General features: G+C 71.8%; 12 protein-coding genes and 1 pseudogene. 7 read left to right on the forward strand and 6 right to left on the reverse strand.

Annotated elements, in window-relative coordinates:
- Positions 1–99: 99 nt before the first annotated feature.
- The 3 genes from CV755_RS12090 to CV755_RS12100 all read left to right on the forward strand — a co-directional run bounded on the left by CV755_RS12090 (position 100) and on the right by CV755_RS12100 (position 9649).
- The gene (locus CV755_RS12090; protein WP_109280225.1) at positions 100–7629 is read left to right on the forward strand and encodes a type I polyketide synthase; all 7530 of its coding nucleotides are present in this window, start codon (positions 100–102) and stop codon (positions 7627–7629) included.
- Positions 7630–8036: 407 nt separating this feature from the next.
- On the forward strand, positions 8037–8846 hold the full coding sequence (locus CV755_RS12095) for an SDR family NAD(P)-dependent oxidoreductase (protein ID WP_109280226.1): 810 nt from the start codon (positions 8037–8039) through the stop codon (positions 8844–8846).
- 341 nt (positions 8847–9187) lie between these two features.
- Positions 9188–9649, forward strand: coding sequence for a peptidase inhibitor family I36 protein (locus CV755_RS12100; protein ID WP_109280227.1), 462 nt, complete (start codon positions 9188–9190; stop codon positions 9647–9649).
- Between the two features lie 293 nt (positions 9650–9942).
- Here CV755_RS12100 and CV755_RS12105 read toward each other — a convergent pair whose 3' ends face one another.
- Positions 9943–11949, reverse strand: coding sequence for a heavy metal translocating P-type ATPase (locus tag CV755_RS12105; RefSeq protein ID WP_109280228.1), 2007 nt, complete (start codon positions 11947–11949; stop codon positions 9943–9945).
- Between the two features lie 107 nt (positions 11950–12056).
- On the opposite strand from CV755_RS12105, the gene CV755_RS12110 reads away from it, so the two are divergent.
- The 3 genes from CV755_RS12110 (at position 12057) to CV755_RS12125 (ending at position 13823) form a co-directional block, all read left to right on the forward strand.
- On the forward strand, positions 12057–12437 hold the full coding sequence (locus CV755_RS12110; RefSeq protein WP_109280279.1) for an ArsR/SmtB family transcription factor: 381 nt from the start codon (positions 12057–12059) through the stop codon (positions 12435–12437).
- Between the two features lie 230 nt (positions 12438–12667).
- Positions 12668–13033, forward strand: coding sequence for a hypothetical protein (locus tag CV755_RS34625; RefSeq protein WP_161968669.1), 366 nt, complete (start codon positions 12668–12670; stop codon positions 13031–13033).
- Between the two features lie 304 nt (positions 13034–13337).
- On the forward strand, positions 13338–13823 hold the full coding sequence (locus CV755_RS12125; protein WP_153068650.1) for a hypothetical protein: 486 nt from the start codon (positions 13338–13340) through the stop codon (positions 13821–13823).
- Positions 13824–14068: 245 nt separating this feature from the next.
- Here CV755_RS12125 and CV755_RS37155 read toward each other — a convergent pair.
- A pseudogene (locus CV755_RS37155) lies at positions 14069–14167 on the reverse strand (IS5 family transposase); the annotation flags it as partial.
- A 241-nt stretch (positions 14168–14408) separates the two neighbouring features.
- Positions 14409–15272 carry a transposase gene (locus tag CV755_RS12135; protein WP_109280232.1) on the reverse strand — a complete coding sequence of 288 codons (864 nt, stop codon included), beginning with the start codon at positions 15270–15272 and terminating at the stop codon, positions 14409–14411.
- 432 nt (positions 15273–15704) lie between these two features.
- Between CV755_RS12135 and CV755_RS12140 the strand changes: the two genes are divergently transcribed.
- Positions 15705–16007: a hypothetical protein gene (locus tag CV755_RS12140; RefSeq protein WP_109280233.1), complete on the forward strand. Its 303-nt coding sequence runs from the start codon at positions 15705–15707 to the stop codon at positions 16005–16007.
- A 452-nt stretch (positions 16008–16459) separates the two neighbouring features.
- On the opposite strand, the gene crcB (CV755_RS12145) is transcribed toward CV755_RS12140, so the two are convergent.
- From crcB (CV755_RS12145) to crcB (CV755_RS12155), 3 genes are read right to left on the reverse strand one after another with little or no spacing between them, the layout of a single operon-like run.
- On the reverse strand, positions 16460–16834 hold the full coding sequence (crcB, locus tag CV755_RS12145) for a fluoride efflux transporter CrcB (protein ID WP_109280234.1): 375 nt from the start codon (positions 16832–16834) through the stop codon (positions 16460–16462).
- Entirely contained in the window at positions 16831–17193 is a 363-nt protein-coding gene (locus CV755_RS12150) for a DUF190 domain-containing protein (RefSeq protein ID WP_109280235.1), read from the reverse strand. The genes crcB (CV755_RS12145) and CV755_RS12150 overlap by 4 nt, the downstream gene beginning before the upstream one ends.
- Complete coding sequence (gene crcB / locus CV755_RS12155) at positions 17190–17675, reverse strand: fluoride efflux transporter CrcB (protein WP_109280236.1); 486 nt, start codon at positions 17673–17675, stop codon at positions 17190–17192. The genes CV755_RS12150 and crcB (CV755_RS12155) overlap by 4 nt, the downstream gene beginning before the upstream one ends.
- Positions 17676–17906 lie beyond the last annotated feature (231 nt).

A 17906-nucleotide genomic window follows, 5' to 3' on the forward strand; every position in this document is an offset into this window, starting at 1 on the left:
CGAACGCGAGGGCGAGCGACAGAACGCCTGTTTAAGGAGTTCCATCCGGCCGGGTGACTTGCCGTTTCCTCGGCTTGTCCGGTGTTCATCAATCCTTTTATGAGTGGGGATGCGTTCCTGGCGGGCCCGGCCGACCGGGCCGTGGCGGTGGTGGGAGCCGCGTGCAGGCTTCCCGGCGGCATCGAGGATCTCGCCGGGCTCTGGGCGGCCCTGAGCGAGGGCCGGGATCTGGTGGGGGAGGTGCCGCCGGACCGGTTCGTGGTGGAACGGTTCGTCGATCCGGCCGCACCACGGCCGGGCAAGAGCTACACCGCCGCCGGCGGATTCCTCACGGACATCGCGGGCTTCGACGCCGAGTACTTCGGCATCGCACCCAAGGAAGCCGCCCAAATGGACCCGCAGCAAAGGCTGTTGCTGGAGCTGGCGGCCGAGGCCATGGACGACGCCGCCATGCCGCCGGAGTCGCTGGCCGGCACCGACACCGCCGTGTTCGTGGGGATCTCGGACAGCCCCTACGGGGCGCTGCAGATGCTCACCGGGCGCCTCGGCAGCCCGTACACCCTCTCCGGAGCGGCGCTGTCGATCGCGGCGAACCGGATCTCGCATGTGTTCGACCTGCGGGGGCCGAGCATGGCGGTGGACACCGCCTGCTCCTCCGCCCTGGTCGCGCTGGTCGAGGCATGCCGGACGCTGCTGGCCGGGGTCAGCCGCACCGCGCTGGCGGGCGGCGCCAACCTCCTGCTGAACCCCTATCACTTCATCGGCTTCTCCCAGGCGTCCATGCTCTCCCCGTCCGGGCGCTGCCGGTCGTTCTCGGCCGGCGCCGACGGCTTTGTACGGGCCGAGGGCGGGGGACTGGTCCTGCTCAAACGGCTGGCGGACGCGGTGGCCGACGGGGACCGGATACATGCCGTGATCACCGGGGCAGCCGCCAACTGCGACGGCCGGACACCGGGAATCTCGCTGCCACGGCTGGAGAGCCAGGAGGCCCTGCTGCGCGGCGCCTATGGGCAGGCCGGGGTGTCACCGGACGACCTCGTCTACCTGGAGGCACACGGCACCGGCACCCCGGCCGGCGACCCGGTGGAATGCGCGGCGATCGGACGTGCGCTGGCGACCCGGCGCGGTGAGGACGCGGGTGCCCTGCCGATCGGCTCGGTCAAGTCCAACCTGGGCCATCTGGAGCCCGCTTCCGGCATGCCGGGGCTCTTCAAGGCCCTCCTGGTGCTGCGCCACGGCATCGTCCCGCCCACCCTGCATTTGACGGAGCCCAACCCGCATATCGACTTCGAGGGGCTGCGCCTGACCGTCCCCACCGCGGCACGGCCCGTCAAGGTGGGGCCCAGGAGTGTGGTGGGGGTCAACTCCTTCGGCTTCGGCGGCGCCAACGCCCACCTCATCCTGGCGGCGCCGCCCCCGGCGCCCCGGCCGGTACCGCCGCCGGTGGCCGAGTGGCCGGTGCCGGTCGCCGCCCGGACGCCCGCGGCGCTGGCCGAGGCCGCCCGCAGGCTGGCCGAACGCCTGGACCGGACGGCGCCCGAGGACCTCCACGATGTGTCGTTCACCGCCTGGCGGCGCGGCGGCGGCCACCCGCACCGGGCCGCCGTGCTGGCCCGTACCCCCGCCGCCGCGGCGGAACGGCTGCGCCGGATCGCCGCGGGCGAACCGGGCCCGGCCGCGGCGGCCGCCCGCCGGGTGGAGCATGGGCGCACCGTCTTCGTCTTCTCCGGCAATGGCTCCCAGTGGGCGGGCATGGGCGCCGATCTGATGCGCCTGGAGCCGGACTTCCACCGCGCCGTGCGGGAGGCGGACGCGCACCTCGCCCCCTTGCTGGGCTGGTCGGTCGGGGACGAACTGGCCTCACCACCGGCGGACGACGCCGGCCGGGAGCGCCTGGCACGGACCGAGATCGCCCAGCCACTGCTCTTCGCGGTGCAGTGCGGCATCGTCGCCTGGCTGCGCGGCCGGGGCGTCGTCCCGGCCGCGGTGGCCGGGCACAGCGTCGGGGAGATCACCGCCGCCCATGTCGCCGGGGCCCTGAGCCTTCAGGACGCGGCCCGGGTGGTGGCCGCCCGCGCCCGGGCCCAGGCGGGCACCGCCGGCAGCGGCGGTATGTCCGCCGTCACGCTGCCCCGGCAGCGCCTCGACGAACTCCTGGCGCGCTTCCCAAAGTTGGAACTGGCCTGCGTCAACACCGAACGGGACCTGACCGTTACCGGTCCGCGGGCCGATCTGGCCTCTCTGGAAAGGGAATTGGCCGCCCAGGGCACCGACTGCTCCCCGCTCGGCCTCGACCACGCCTTCCACAGCCGGGCGATGGACCCCGTACAGCAGCCGCTGCGGGCCGCCCTGGAGGGACTGCGGCCGCTCCCGCCGCAGATCCCCATGGTGTCCACGGTGACCGGCGAACCGGTCACCGGACCGGAGCTGGACGCCGGCCACTGGTGGCGCAACATCCGCGAGCCGGTCCTTTTCGCCCCGGCCATCCGGCACCTGCTCGCCGAGGGGTACGACATCTTCGCTGACCTCGGCCCGCACCCGGTCCTCCGGCCCTATCTGCGGCGGCTCACCCAACAGGCCACCACCCCGGTCGCCGTGGTGCCCACCCTGGCCAGAGAGAGCACCGGACCCGGCGCGCTGCGCACCGCCCTGGCCCAGCTGATCGCGGCCGGAGCCGCCATCGACGGACCCGCCCTCTTCCCCCGCCCCGGCAGGGTGGTGGACCTTCCCGCCTATCCATGGCAGCGCACCCGCCACTGGAACGGCACGCCGGCCGCTTGGACCGGCGGCATCGCCGACGGCCGCTATGACCATCCGCTGCTGGGCGAGCGGCTGCCGCTGCACCTGCCGGCCTGGCAGGGCAGGATCGAGCCGGTGCTGGTGCCCTGGCTCGCGGACCACCGCATCCGCGGTTCGATGATCATGCCCATCACCGGATACCTGGAGATGATGCTGGCCGCCGGTGCCCGGGTGTCCGAGGCGCCGGGTGAGGTGCTCGACCTGGACCCCTGGGTACTGGTGGTGCCCCGGGACGACCCCGGCCGGGTGCTCCTGCAGACGATGCTCTCCCCGGACGACGGGATCGTCACCGTGGGGGCCCTCGAGGCCCTGTCCGGGCAGCCCCGCACCCATGCCCGGGCCCGGGTCCGGCGGCTGCTGCGCACCCGCCCCGAGGCGGTGGACCTGGCAGCGGTGCGGCAGCGCTGCCCCGGCGAGCTGGACGCCGAGGCGTTCTACACCGCGATCGCGCGCCTGGGGCTGGAATACGGGCCCAGGCTGCGGCTGGTCCGCGAGGTACGGACGGGACCGGGCGAGGTGCTGGCCGCCTACCGCAACCCCTGGCCGGACGAGGCCCTGCAGGCCCATCCGGCGGTGCTCGACGCCGCCCTGCACACGGCGGTCGCCCTCCGCCTGGACCTGCTGGAGGACGGCGAGTGCTATCTGCCGTCGCATCTCGACGCCGTCCGGGTCTGGCAGCCACCGGCCGACGAAGGGGTGCTGTATCTGCGGGAGCGCGGACGGACCGAGGACGGATACCGCTGGGACACTTTGATCATGGCGCCGGACGGCACGGTCACGGCCGAGCTGGAGGGCTGCCTGGTGCGGCGCATGGGCAACGGCGCCCGGACCCCGCTGCGGCACTACGCCGAGACCATGCGGGCGGCACCACGGCCCGGCGACACGCCCGGACCCTGCCCCTTCCCGGCCCCGGAGGCGGTCCTCGACGGAGCCCGCCCGAGGATCACACTCCTCACCGAGGCATGGCAGCCACGGCGGCAGGCCCGGGTCCGGCGCCGCCTCGCCCATGCCTCGGCCCGGGTCTTCCACGCCGTACTGCGCCGCCTCCTGCCGGGCACCGGGGACATCACCGTGGACGGCGTGCTGGCCGCCGGGGTCCTGCCGCGCCACCGGCGCCTGGTCGGGGAGATGCTGCGGCTGACGGAGGCCGAGGGCCTGCTGCAACCGGTGGCCGGTGGCGGCCGGCGCCTGGCGGAGCAGGACGAGGAACCGCTGGAGGAACATCTGGCCCGGCTGGTCCGGGACTTCCCCGCCTGGGCAGCCGAGACCGCCTTCACCCTGCGCACTCCCGAGGCCCATCTGGACCTGCTGCTGGGCCGGGCGGACCCGGCGGAGGAACCGTTCTCCGCCCACCGCCTGGAACAGCTGGAGCGCCGCTATGACACCGGCGTCCACCTGCGCCACCACAACCGCGTGGTCCAGGCGCTGGTGGCGGAATCGGTACGGCACTGGCCCGCCGGCCGGCCGCTGCGGGTACTCGAGATCGGAGCCGGAACGGGCGGCACCACGGCGGCCGTTCTGCCGGTACTGCCACCCGAGCGCACCCGCTATCTCCTCACCGATGTCTCCCCCCGCTTCCTCACCCGCGCCGAATCCCGCTTCGCCGGCTATGACTTCATCGAACACCGCACCTTCGACCTGGATCTGGACCCCGCCGCCCAAGGGCTGCCCCCGGCCGGCTTCGACCTGGTCATCGCCGCCAACTCCCTGCACTGGGCACGGGACTTGCGGCTCGGCCTGCGGCGCGTCGCCTCCCTGCTGGCACCCGGTGGTCTCCTGATCGCGGTGGAGGACCATGCGCTGGACCTGCTGGTGCCGGTCTTCGGCCACACCGAGGGCTTCCTCGCCCCGGCCGACCGGCCGCTGCGCACCGAGGCGCTGATCCTGCCCGCCGACCGGTGGCCGCCCCTGCTGGAGGAGTGCGGTTTCACCGGCGTCCAGCGCATCGGCGACGGCACCCGCAACACTCCGGACAGCACCTCGGTGCTGCTGGCCGCGGCCCCCGCGGCCCCGGCCGCCGCCCCGCCCCCGCCACGGATGCCGGAGGAAGCCGGAGCCACGGTGTGGGTGGTGGCCGGCGAGCCGGCGGGCGAGCATCCGGCACCGGCGGCACTGCCCGCCGCGGTGGCTGCCGCACTCACCGAGAGGGGCGCGCCGGTCCGTCTCGCCGACGGCCCGCTGACCGAACCCGGCTGCTGGCAGCGCCTGCTGGCCGGGGACGCAGCGGCCCTCACCGTGCTGCTCTGCCTCGGTGACGGCACCGTCACCGCACCCGGTGAGCCACGGCGGGAGCTGGAAGCCGCCACCCGCCGGGCGGCGGCGCTGCGGGCACTGGCCACGGTCTGCGAGCGGCTGCCCGAACCGGTACGGGTGACGCTGTGGCTGGTCAGCCGCCCCAGCGGCGCGCTGCCCGCCCCCGAGCGGCCACTGGCCCCGGTCGATGCCGCGGCCTGGGGAGTGGCCCGTACCCTCGCCCATGAGCACATGAGGATCGCCGTCCGCCGGCTCTCCCTGGAACGGACCGACGACCCTGCCGCGGACGCCCGCCGCCTCCTGGACGAACTCCTCACGCCCAGCGAGGAGGACGAGAGCCGCGAGGAGGACGAGATCTGCCTCACCGCCGAGGGCCGGTTCGTCCCCCGGATCACCGACGTCACCAGCACACCACAGGGCATCACCGACAGCCGTGCGGTGGCCGGTTATGCCCTGCGGGTCACCGACCCCGGACTGAGCTACCGGCTGGCCTGGCAGGAGACCCCGCCGCCCGCCGAACCCGCCCCCGGCCAGGTGGTCATCGCCGTCCGGGCGGCGGGCCTGAACTACCGGGAGCTGATGCAGGCCGTCGGCCTCCTGCCCGAAGAGCCCCAGGACGAGCTGCTGCCGCGCGGACCGGGCATGGAGTGCGCCGGCATCGTCACCGCAGTGGGCCCCGGGGTCGGTTCGGTACGGGCCGGGGACCGGGTGCTGGCCCTCGCCCCGGCCTCGCTCGCCTCACACGCCACCACCGTCGAACACGCCGTGCTGCCGCTGCCCGCCGGGATGTCGTTCACCGAGGGCGCCACCCTGCCGGTGGTCTTCCTCACCGTCCACTACGGCCTGGGCCACCTCGCCCGGCTCGCCGCCGGCGAGACCGTGCTGGTCCACGGTGGCGCCGGAGGCATTGGGCTGGCGGCCCTGCAGTATGCCCGGCGCCGCGGCGCCCGGGTCGTCGCCACGGCCGGAAACCCGGCCAAACGCGACCTTCTGCGCATGATCGGTGTGGCACAGGTACTGGACTCGCGCAACCCGGACTTCGCCGAGAAGGTCCGCGAACTGACCGGTGGACGGGGCGTGGACGTCGTCCTCAACTCCCTGGCCGGCGAGGCGATTTCCCGCGGCCTTGAGGCGCTGGGCCCCGGCGGGCGCTTTGTGGAACTGGGCAAGCGCGACATCCACCAGAACAAACCGCTGGCCCTGGGGCCGTTCCGCCGCAACATCACCTTCCATGGGGTGGACCTCACCCAGCTGCTGCACCAACCCGGCCCGGCCGCCGCCCTGTTCGCGGAGGTCGCCGCCCTCATCCGTACCGGGCGCTACCGGCCGCTGCCGCACACCGTCTACCCGGCGGGGCGGGTGGCCGAGGCGTATCAGCTGATGCAGCACTCGCGGCACACCGGCAAGGTGGTCATCGCCCTCGACCCGCTGGACGAACCGCTGCCCGTGGTACGCCGCCGTACGCCGCCCGCCCCCGACCCCGCCGCCACCTATCTGGTCACCGGGGGCCTGACCGGGCTGGGCGCCGCCACCGCGCTCCGGCTCGCCGAGCGCGGGGCCCGGCACTTCGCCCTGGTCAGCCGCAGGGGCGCCGGGACCCCCGAGGCCCCGGACCTCCTCGCCGGTCTCGCCCGCCTCGGGGCCATGGCGCAGGTGCACGCCGCGGACATCACCGACCCCGAGGCGGTGCGGCGGATCCTGGACAGCGCGGCCGCCGCGGGCCACCCGGTGCGCGGCGTCGTCCACTCCGCCATGCTGCTCGACGACGCCCCGCTCACCGAACTGACCGACGAGCGCTTCACCGCCGTCCTCGCCCCCAAACTCGCCGGCGCGGCCGCGCTCCACACGGCCTGCCAAGGGCTGGACGCCGATACCTTCCTGCTCTGCTCATCGGCCACCGCGACCCTGGGCAATATCGCCCAGGCCCCCTATGTGGCCGGCAATCTCTACCTCCAGGCCCTCGCCCGCAACCGGCGGGCCGCGGGACTGCCGGCCCTCGCCCCGGGCCTCGGTGTCATCGGCGACACCGGCTGGATCGCCCGCGCGGGCCTTGTCCCCACCCTCGCCCGGTCCGGCATCGAACCCCTCACCGTACGGGAGGCGCTCGGGGTGCTGGAGGACGCCCTTGTCGCCGACTGCCCGGCCATGGCCGGCCGCGTCGTCTGGGGCCCCCTCGCCCGCTTCCTCCCCCGGCTTCGCAGCCCGCGCCTGACCGCCCTGCTGCCCGTGCTCCTCGACACGGAGGGGCAGACGCCGGAGGACGTCCTCCGGGAGCTCTCCGCCCTGCCGCCCGAGGAGGCCAGGCAGCGCATCGCCGACGGCATCGCCGAAGTCGTCGGCGGCGTCCTGCAGTTGCCGGCCGGACAGCTCGACCACCACCGCCGCCTCGACGCCTATGGCCTCGACTCCCTGATGGCCGCCGAGCTGCTGATCACCGTGCGGCAGCAGTTCGATATCGACCTGCCGCCCATGGAGATCTTCCGTAGTAACGGCACCATCAGTGACATCGCCCGCATCGTCCATCTCCGCCTGGGGCTCATGGCAGATGCCCAGGAGGCCCTGGACGATCAGCGATAAGACACCGGCGCCCAAAGCCGGCGCCCAACCTCGGCGTACGCGGCCGCCGACCGCCGGGACTTCCTCCGCGTCAGGGCGGCGTCAGGGAAGTGGCGTGCCGCTTGCGCCCGGACCGGGGGCTTCGTTGGATGGTGCCCGTGAACAGCCACCTCCGCCATGACGACCGGCCGCCGCATACGGCGCTGCCCGGCTTCATACGCGGTGCGCGGAACGCGCGCTGAGCGCTCCGCCGTTCACCAACACCCCGGCCGCGCCTGCCACCACCAGGCAGCCGCTATCGCCCGGAACAGCGGCTCCCGGCCCCCAACGGGCCTTCCGCTGAGGCCACTTCACATTTTCACGCTCGCACAGCAGCTCCGCACGATGGCGGACCGCCGCTGCCTTTGCCCTTCCCGGAGTGGATTTCCATGCCTTCATCTGTCTCGCCCGCCCCCAGGACCGTACTGGTCACCGGTGCCACCTCCGGCATCGGCTGGGAGACCGCCCGGCTGCTGGCCGGACGGGGCGATACGGTCATTCTGCACGCCCCGGACCAGGCATCCGGTGACCAGGCCAGGGCCCGCCTGGTGGCGGCCGGGGCCAATGCCTCGCAACTGCGCCTCGTCGTGGCCGACTTCGCGCGGCTGGACGAGGTGCGCGCCATGGCCGCCCGTATCGCCGACCAGCACCCCGTCCTCGACGTCCTGGTCAACAACGCGGCCCTGGCCGCTCCCGAGCGGCGCACCATGACCACCGACGGCAATGAACTCTCCCTCCAGGTCAACTTCCTGGCCGCCTACCTCCTCACCCATGAGCTGGCCGGCCCGCTCAGCGCCCGGCCCGGCAGCCGGGTGGTGAACGTCTCCTCCTCGATGCACCGCACTGCGTCCATCTCCTGGAACGACCCGCATCGCGCCAAGCGCTACTCCCGGCTCGCCGCCTACGCCCAGTCGCAGCTCGCGCTGACCATCTTCGCCCGCGAACAGGCCCCCTGGACCTCGGTCAGCGTCCACCCCGGAGTGTGCGACACCGGCCTGCTGCCGCTGTACGCGCATGAGGGCGACTCCGCGGTGCAGGGCGCCGAGCGCGTGGTCCGGCTCTGCGATCCGGCCACCGAGCTCGTCCCCGGCGCCTACTACGACCGTACGGCCCTTTCCCCGGCGGCTCCGGTCGCCCTGGAGGACCGCACGGTGCGCCGCCTGTGCAAGCTCGCCGACCAGCTGGTCGCCGCCAAGTAACGGCCTGTGCTTGACGTTTGACGTCCGGGGCGGCCCCCGGCCGGAACCTGGTAAGTCAGGAGGCCGCCCTTCCCCCGCCGACCCGACAGCCCAGCGGGCCATCGTGGCTTTTTCGACGAAGGCGCGCAGCAGCCATGCGGACATGCGTCCGGATGCTCGTCGGGATCTCCCGGCGGCCCCTCAGGGCCTCCCGTCAATGGGCCGGCCGCCGCTTCCTTCCGGCGGTGGGTTTATGACGGCTCTGGCGGAACCGGAATCCATCTGAGCGGTTAAGCGTACGAACGCCAAGGCTGAGCTCCTGCCCCAGCCGGCACCCCCCAAAAAAGAGAACCAGGAGAACCATGTTCCAGCGCGTCAGCACGCCTGCCCTCGGGTTGGTCCTCGCCTCGACCGCCGTGCTCGGTCTGGCCCTCCCGGCCGGTGCCGACGACGGGCGTCGCCACGGCGACGGCGACCACGGCGCCGGAGGACACCACGTCGGACGCCTGGTCGCGCCCGACGAATGCAGCGCCGGCAACATCTGCTTCTGGTCCGAACGCGGCTTCCGCGGTCAGAAGACCGTCTACAAGTCGGCCCTCGTGGAATGCACCCGCATCGTCAAGCCCTCCGCGGGTGACCCCGCACGGCTGATGACCGCCCGCTCGGTGAAGAACCGCACCGACCGCACCGTCGTCATCGGCTACAACGACCCGCTGTGCCTGATCCCCAGCAGCATCACCCTCTCCCAGACCCCCCTCCACCTCGCCCCGCTGTCGGACAACGCCGACCTCGGTTCGGGCATCCGCTACATCCGTTCCACCTGACCGGCAGCGGGTACGCGCCGCCGCGTTTCGCTCCTTGACGCGCACCTCTCCGGGCACGGACGGCTGTTCGCCCGGTCCTTCCGCCGGAGAATCTGCAATGGCTGCCGACGGGTTCGGATCGGCGACGGGCCACTGGCTGTGGCGCAGCTCTTCAGGGCGCTGCCCGAAGGACGGCTTCACATGGCAGGAGCCGCGGGCTCTTGCCCATCTCCCGGCGGACCCGCCCCGCCGCCGCCTACCGGCCCTCGGACCCGGGAGCGAAAACGCCCACTGACACCCGCCGATGCGGCGGCCTACCGGCCCGCCCCCGTGCGGGCGCGGCGCCAGGCCGTATCGGCGAGCAGGCGCAGGCCGTTGAGGCCGACGATGACGGTGGAGCCTTCGTGGCCGGCCACGCCGAGGGGGAGGGGCAGGGTGCCGAGGAGATCCCAGACGACCAGGCCGGTGATGAACACCGAGGCGATGACGAGGTTCTGGACCACCAGACGGCGGGCGCGGCGGGAGAGAGCGACGACGGCGGGGATGGTGGCCGGTTCGTCACGGACGACAACGGCGTCGGCGGTCTCCAGGGCCAGATCGGAGCCCGCGCGGCCCATGGCGATACCGGTATGGGCCGCGGCCAGGGCGGGGGCGTCATTGACGCCGTCGCCCACCATCAGCACCTTCCGGCCCGCCCGGGCCATCTCCCGCACCGCGGCGACCTTGTCCTGCGGCAGGAGCCCGGCGCGGACGTCGCCGATGCCGGCCTCTTCCGCGAGGCGGGTGGCGGCGCGGATGTTGTCACCGGTGACCAGGACGGGCGGGGCGCCCGTCAGCGCGGCGAGTTCGGTGACCGCGGCGGCGGCCTCGTCGCGCAGCCGGTCGGCGATGCCCAGCACGCCGGCCGGGGCGCCGTTCACCTCGATCAGCACCGCGGTACGGCCCGCCCGCTCCAGCTCCGCCGCGAGGCCGGCGGCCGGATGCTCCTCGCGGCCGTTCAGCAACCGCGCGGGGCTGCCCACCGCCACGGCCTTGCCCTCGACGGTGGCGGTCACGCCGATGCCGGGGGCGGAGGCGAAGTCCGTCACCAGGGGAATGGCCAGGCCGCGGGTACGGGCGGCATCCACGACGGCGCGGGCCAGTGGGTGCTCGCTGGGGTGCTCGGCGGCGGATGCGAGGGTCAACAGCGCGTCCTCGTCCAGACCGGAGGCGGGCAGCGGGCGGATGTCCGTGACACGGGGGGTGCCCTCGGTGAGGGTGCCCGTCTTGTCCAGGGCCACGGCGTCGATCTGCCCCAGCCGTTCCATCACCACGGCCGACTTCACCAGCACACCATGGCGCCCGGCGTTGGCGATGGCGGACAGCAGCGGGGGCATGGTGGCCAGCACCACCGCGCAGGGCGAGGCGACGATCATAAAGGTCATCGCCCGCAGCAGCGTCGGCTGCAAGGCGGCACCGAAGAACAGTGGCAGCGCGAACAGGGCCACGGTGGCGGCCACCATGCCCATCGAATACCGCTGTTCGACCTTCTCGATGAACAGCTGGGTCGGGGCCTTGGTCCGGGACGCTTCCTCCACCATGGCCACAATGCGGGCGATCACCGAGTCCGAGGGGTCCCGCTCGGCCTTCACCCGCAAGGCGCCGGTCCCATTGAGGGTTCCGGCGAAGACCTCGTCCCCGGCCTCCTTCATCACCGGCAATGGCTCGCCGGTGATGGTGGACTGGTCCACCTCGCTCGCGCCGTCCACCACCCGCCCGTCCGCGCCGATGCGCTCGCCGGGCCGGACGAGAACGATGTCACCGACCCTCAGACCGGAGCTCGGCACGGTCTCCTCGCCGCCGTCGTCCATGAGGCGGGTCGCCGTGGCGGGAGCGAGGTCGAGCAGCCCGCGCACCGAGTCGGCCGTGCGTGCCGTGGCGATCGCCTCCAGGGCGCCGGAGGTGGCGAAGATGACGATCAGCAGCGCACCGTCCAGCACCTGCCCGATCGCCGCCGCGCCGATCGCCGCGACGACCATCAGCAAGTCCACGTCCAGGGTCTTCTCGCGCAGGGCCTGAAGGCCCGCCCAGCCGGGTTCCCAGCCGCCGCAGACATAGGTCAGCGCATACAGCGGGCCCCATGCCCAGGCCGGTGCGCCGGTCAGCTGGAGCGGCAGCGTGACCAGGAACAGCAGCAGGGCGGCGGCCGCCCACCGCGTTTCGGGCAGGTCGAAGATCCGGGTGCGGTGGCGGGGCGCCACCGGGCCGGGGGAGGAGCCGGTCACCGGGGACGTGGGGGTCCCCCCGGCCGGAGGCTGGGGGAGGGTGAGGGTGGAGGTCATCGCGGCGGTGATCCTTTTCGGACGCGCGGAAGGGAGAGCGGGCCACCAGAATACAGGAACACATGAACATCGATTCATCCATTCATCCGGGCCGGTACGATGAACCCATGGGTCATGGAGCCGCTCCCGCGAACAACGCCGTCCCGCGTGCCCGCCTGGACGCGGCCGGCGCCGCCAAGGTGGCCACCACCCTCCAGGCGCTGGCCACCCCCTCCCGCCTGCTGATCCTCGCCCGGCTGCGGGAAGGGCCCCTGCCCGCCACGGAGTTGGCCGCCGAGGTCGGCATGGAACAGTCCGCCTGCTCCCACCAGCTGCGCCTGCTGCGCAACCTGGGCCTGGTCACCGGCACCCGCAAGGGCCGTTCCGTGGTCTACGCCCTCTACGACAACCATGTCGCCGAACTTCTCGACCAGGCGCTCTATCACGTGGAACACCTCCGGCTCGGCCTCAGCGACGCACCTGCGGAGGCGGACGCCGCAGCCCCTTAGAGGGTGCCTGGATGGCCTCTTGGCAGGACAAAGCAGCGATGAGTTGAGCTTCGGCCTTGGCTCGCTGTGCACTTTGCAACCAGCGGGAGGAAGTCGCTGTGCAAAGGTGATCCGCACACTTTGATCGTTACGTCATATGGTCCATCTGGCGGCGTTACCGCGTCGCCCACAGGGGGCCTAGCAGCACTTGATACGGGGGCTAGGCATGACCAGAAGAGGGGACGATCACTATGAAGAAGACGTTCGCCAAGGGCGCCGCGGTGGCTGCGGCCGTTGCAGCCCTCGGGCTGGGGCTGGCCGGCACCGCCAGCGCCAATGTGACCGCCAGCAGCGAATGCAGCACCGGTAGCAACACCCTGTGCACCAGCGGCTCCATCCCCGCCGGTCCCAGCAACCAGGTCTGCTATTCCGGTGTGCACACAAGCATCGCGTGGGGCCGTGCCGAGGTCTGGGACGCGGACACCGGCGTGATGGTCGGCTCGGTCGCGACCAACTTCAATCAGGTCAAGCGGCAGTGCATCGGCGGTCTCTACGGCCAGCACTACTACCTGAAGGGGACCGGCGACCACTTCGCCGGCCAGATCTGGAATTACTGATCAAGAGCATCCGGTTCCACTCCGATCGCGGGATCGTGGCGCCGGCGGACCGCAGCCTGTGACCTTGAGCCACCCCGCGGGTGCTGACCCTGGGAACCCGGCCACTGTCTGTGGGCGGATTCGCCAGGGTCACGTGCCGTGCCGACGATCCAGGAGTCCACGGAACGCCGACCAGCGTCCTTGGGGACCGCCGACAGCCGCCTGGTCACCTGACGGGTGATCAACAGGCTCGATGTGAACACTTAAACCAGCCAGCATGATCACTTGCGATGCATGCGCACCGTTTACCTGACCAGGGGGCATCTTGAACATCAAGCGCATAGCCAAGCGCGCGGGCGTCGCGGCGGCAGTAGCTCCCCTATTGCTTGCCGTCACCGCCGGCAGCGCCCATGCCGACGGCACGGTTACTTGGTCAATGAACTACTACCCTGGCTATCTGTCCGACGTCAGGGGCGGCCACGACATCACGACGTACGCGGACACGTCCAAGATTCCCATGGCGCATGTCTGGTATGACATCCAGAACAGCGACGGGAGTTGGAACGAGGTCAACGCGAACACCGGCTGGTGCCTGACCTCGTACGACACCCAGGTGTACACCGAGCCGTGCAACAGCGCAAAGGACGGCACCAACTGGTACCAGCGCTGGTACGAGATCAAGACCGACGCCGGCTGGAAGCTGCAGAGCCGCATGAGCGGTTACACCCTCGACGGGGGCGCCGACCCAACAACCAACAACGTCTACGCCAACCCCAAGGACTACGGCAACTCTTTCCAGCGCTGGAACTGAACCTGTGCGAGCTGGCGCCATTGCCGGCTGAGGTGGCGTAGCGCCGCACCGCACAACTGACCGCGGGAATGGACACGACTGCCCGACGGGCCGACTCCCACATGGGAGCCGGCCCGGTCCGACTCGCGCGGCAGCCTTCGATGGACGAAGCCTCCCGCTGGCGGGTTAGGAGCCTGTGGCGGTCAGCTGGCCTTCGCGGGTTCCCGGCGCGCGCCCGCGTTGAGAGCTCGTTTTCTCCTGGTGTTTCATCCTGAGATTTGCGGTTGGCGGGGCTTTGCGGGGTCACGCCAGGAGATGGTGGCTTCGCCGGTGAGGCGGCGGGCCATGAGGTCGGTCATCGCAAGAACGAGGGCGATGCGATGCGGTGGGTGCGGGGCCAGGAGCGAGGCTGGGCAGCGCAGGAGCGGTTCGGGTTAGCGGTTCTTGAAGCGCAACCCGGTTCGCCCCATGGGCAGTTGGTGGGCCATGTGGTCCTCAAGGAGGTAGGCCTCGACACAGTCCTGCCTGCGGCGCCGCCCTTCTTTCCCGCGAGGGGCATCTGCACATACGGCACAGGGATGCCTGAGATCCACTCCGTAAGGCTGCTCAAGCCGCGGGGACCTCGGGGCGTTCGGCAAGGTGGCCGTTCTCGAAGTGGGCCCCGGCGCGGACCAAGGCGACGAGGTGGGGCGCAGTGATCGCGCGCCAGCGGGCCTGGGCGGATTCGGCGAGCTTGAAAACCATCGCGAGTGCGGCGGCCGGGCTGCCCGCACCGCGGGGTGACTTTGGTCCGGAGCGTGACCACAGGCCCATCGCACCGTCTCCGACGACCAGCTCCCGGCCACGCATGCCGCGCCGCCGGCAGTCATGCAACAGGTCGGCCCAGGACTCGGCGGACTCCCGCAGGCCCTCGTCCAGACGGACCTTGGGGTGCACGCCGTCCGCCCACACGTAGACGTAGTCGCTCTCGGAGAGATCGCGCTGCTGGAACGCGGCATGGTCGTCCTGCCACTGCTTCGTGAGCCGGTTCACGGTGGCTGGCGACAGCCCGGCGGACGTGCCGAGGAACTGCTCCAGCGCGGGTACGGAGCCCCCGGCTGACAGGCCGTGCAGATACAGCAGCGGCAGCACCTCCGATACTTTCGGCGACTTGCGGCACCACGGTGGCAGGATCTTCGAGGAGAACCGCTTCCTCTCCCCCGTCTTATCGTCAACGCGTTTGTCGTCCACTCGAGGAGCGCGGACCTCGACCGGGCCAGCCGCAGTGGTGACAGCGCGCGGCCGGTGGTGACCGTTACGGACCACCAGACGGCGCCCCTGATCGTCCTGCTCGGCAGCCAACTCGGCTATGTACTGGTTGACTTCGGCTTCCAGCGCGGCTGCGAGCATCCGCCGAGCGCCTTCGCGCACGATGTCATCCAGCAGCGAGCCGGTCTCGGTGGTGCCGTCATCGGTGACTACGCCGAGCACGGGAGTGCCTTCCCGGCCCGCGCTGCGAACGCGGGCCTACTCGGTGACCATCACAGGATCATTCGGGAAGGTACGCCCTTCGCGTCCCGCCCCGAGGACCGATCCACAAGTCCCGAGCATCGCTCGGCCCCGCCACCGGCGGGGCCGTTTTCGCTGTCCGTGCTCGCCTGACTCCAGGGCGAACTGATCGTGATGAACAGCGCTGACCCACTGTTTCTGGGTTCGGAAATACGCACTTGGCGGGAGCGCCAGTCGCATGGCGGAGGCCTCCACCGTGCCTGTCCGCCCCGGACGGTACCGGTACTGAGCGGCCGGTGAGGCCCGAACTGCGCCACCTGGCCCAGGCGATCGACGAGCACATTCAAGCGGACCGGCTGGCAGCCGGCCCATACCGGTCAGGAACTGACCGATACACCCCAGGAGTTGGAGCGGATGCTCACGGCCGCGCTGCACCGTCACCAGCCGGAGATCCGGCGGACCTTCCGCTCCGCAATCGGCGGCGACCCCTTCGCCGGGAACGGACATGTCGCCCGGATCCAGGTGGCGGTGGAAGACGCGGCGGACGGCGGCAAGTTCTCCTTCGGGGCCACCTCCAGCGAGGAGGTCTGGGACCTGCGCCACCAGGGCGCCCGGCCGCCCGGCTTCGAGCCGGGCATGCGCTTCACCAGGATCGCGCCGCATGACCGGGCTTCCCGGGACGAGCGGGACACCGTCCGGATCCACTTCGGGCGGTGACCGGCTCGGCCCTGGCCTGGGCTCCGCCCTCATCCGCCCATCAGGAGCCGGGATCAGTGATCTGTACCGGCTGGGAAGACGGCTACTCCAGCCCCAGCCTGGGCCTCGTCCCACAGCCGATCCGCATCCACGCCCGTGCCCACTACTTCTGCTCCGGGCGGCCGGGGGAGGACATTGTCACCGGCACCTTCGAGGGCTTCGCCCCGGCCGCGTCCTGTATCGCCACCGACAAACCTCGTCCGGCTGGACGGCGAAGTGACCCAAGGCCGCGGCAAGGGCCGGCAGGCGCACCGCAGCCTTGCGACGGTGGCCGACGGTGCCATGACCGAGTGCTTGACGCACACAGGCGTCCATCACGCTCCGGGCGGCGTGCAGTTGGAGATCGGCACCGGGTGACGAGACCGGCAGCGGCCCGGTGATCGAGCCGCACCGCCGCCGGATCGCTCAATCGCTCATGCCCACAGCGCCTCGGCCAGCGCATTGCCGGTGAACGCCGCGCCGAGACCCGCGACCAGGCTGCCGAGGGCATAGGCCGCGGCGAAGAACCGCGCGCCGTCCTCGGCCAGCCGCAGGGTTTCGTAGGAGAAGGTCGAGTACGTGGTCAGCGCCCCGCACAGCCCCGTGCCGATGAGCAACTGCAGCTGCGAGGAGGCGGCTCCGGCCGCCACCGCGCCGGTGAGCAGGCCGAGGATCAGACAGCCGGTCACATTGACAATGAACGTCCCCCAGGGGAAGACGGTGTCATGCCGCTTCTGTACGGCCCGGTCGGCCAGATAGCGGGCGGGGGCGCCGACCATGGCGCCTATGACGACAAGCAGCCAGGTCACGCCTCGGGCTCCTTCCGCTGTCGCTCGCGGCCGGTGTACCGGTGGACCTCGACCTCGTCGAGCATGACCAGGCCCTCGCCGACGAGCTCGTCCAGCTGGGGCAGAAAGCCCCGGACGCGCTCCGCGGTGTCCACGATCACGATCGCCACCGGGAGGTCCTCGCTCAGTGACAGCAGCCGGGTGGTGTGGATCAGTGAGGAGGCGCCGAACCCCTCGATGCCCTTGAACACACTCGCTCCCGCCAGCCCCGCGGCGTGGGCGCGGTGGACGATCTCGGTGAACAGCGGCCGGTGATGCCAGCGGTCGTTCTCCCCGACGAAGATCGTCAGTCGTAGTGCGCTGCCGTTCAGCCTGGTCATCGCGTCCTCCACCGGATGAAGCGCCGGGTGAGCGCGGCCGCCGTCCACACCGCCGTCAGGGCACAGACCATGGTCAGTGCCAGGTAGGCCAGAGCGGTCGCGGCGTGGCCGCTTTGCACCAGACGCTGGATGTCCACCGCATAGGTCGAGAAGGTGGTGAAACCGCCCAGGATCCCGGTGCCGAAGAAGGGGCGCACCAGCCGGTGTGCCGCCCACACCTCGGTGATCACGACCATGAACACGCCGATGACCGCGCAGCCGGCCACATTGATCACAAAGGTCGTCCAGGGAAAGGCGCCGGCCGGCGTCGGCCACAGCAGGGACATTCCATAACGGGCGGCGGCTCCCGCCGCACCGCCGACGGATACGGCGCATACCACCGGCCACTGCTCCCGGCGGGCCCGCCGGCGGTGCTCCGCTGGCGGCAGCCCGATATCCGGATCGACGCGCTCCTGAACGGCCCGTGCCCGAGGCGCTCCCATAAAACACTTCTCCCACTCGCCGGCACCCTCGCTGGGTACGCATGATCGCAAGCAGGGACCGTTGGCGGCCAAATCGCCGCGGTTCGGGTACGGCGGGCCCCACCGCCGCGCGGCCACCCGCAGGTCACCGCAGAGAGCCAGGGTACGCCAATGACGCCCCAGGGCGTGCGGCGATGCACCGGGGCGCCAGGGCGCGCACCGGGGTGCGGAATGACGGTGGTGCTCTTGGAC

It is taken from the genome of Streptomyces orinoci (genome assembly GCF_003121295.1).
Taxonomy (GTDB): domain Bacteria; phylum Actinomycetota; class Actinomycetes; order Streptomycetales; family Streptomycetaceae; genus Streptomyces; species Streptomyces orinoci.

Excerpts from the sequence above, each read along its gene's own strand:
- CV755_RS12090 (WP_109280225.1), top strand. The coding sequence starts at position 100 with ATGAGTGGGGATGCGTTCCTGGCGGGCCCGGCCGACCGGGCCGTGGCG.
- CV755_RS12110 (WP_109280279.1), top strand. The coding sequence starts at position 12,057 with ATGGGTCATGGAGCCGCTCCCGCGAACAACGCCGTCCCGCGTGCCCGC.
- crcB (WP_109280236.1), bottom strand. The coding sequence starts at position 17,675 with ATGGGAGCGCCTCGGGCACGGGCCGTTCAGGAGCGCGTCGATCCGGAT.
- CV755_RS12150 (WP_109280235.1), bottom strand. The coding sequence starts at position 17,193 with ATGACCAGGCTGAACGGCAGCGCACTACGACTGACGATCTTCGTCGGG.
- CV755_RS12105 (WP_109280228.1), bottom strand. The coding sequence starts at position 11,949 with ATGACCTCCACCCTCACCCTCCCCCAGCCTCCGGCCGGGGGGACCCCC.
- CV755_RS12095 (WP_109280226.1), top strand. The coding sequence starts at position 8,037 with ATGCCTTCATCTGTCTCGCCCGCCCCCAGGACCGTACTGGTCACCGGT.
- CV755_RS34625 (WP_161968669.1), top strand. The coding sequence starts at position 12,668 with ATGAAGAAGACGTTCGCCAAGGGCGCCGCGGTGGCTGCGGCCGTTGCA.
- CV755_RS12140 (WP_109280233.1), top strand. The coding sequence starts at position 15,705 with ATGCTCACGGCCGCGCTGCACCGTCACCAGCCGGAGATCCGGCGGACC.
- CV755_RS12100 (WP_109280227.1), top strand. The coding sequence starts at position 9,188 with ATGTTCCAGCGCGTCAGCACGCCTGCCCTCGGGTTGGTCCTCGCCTCG.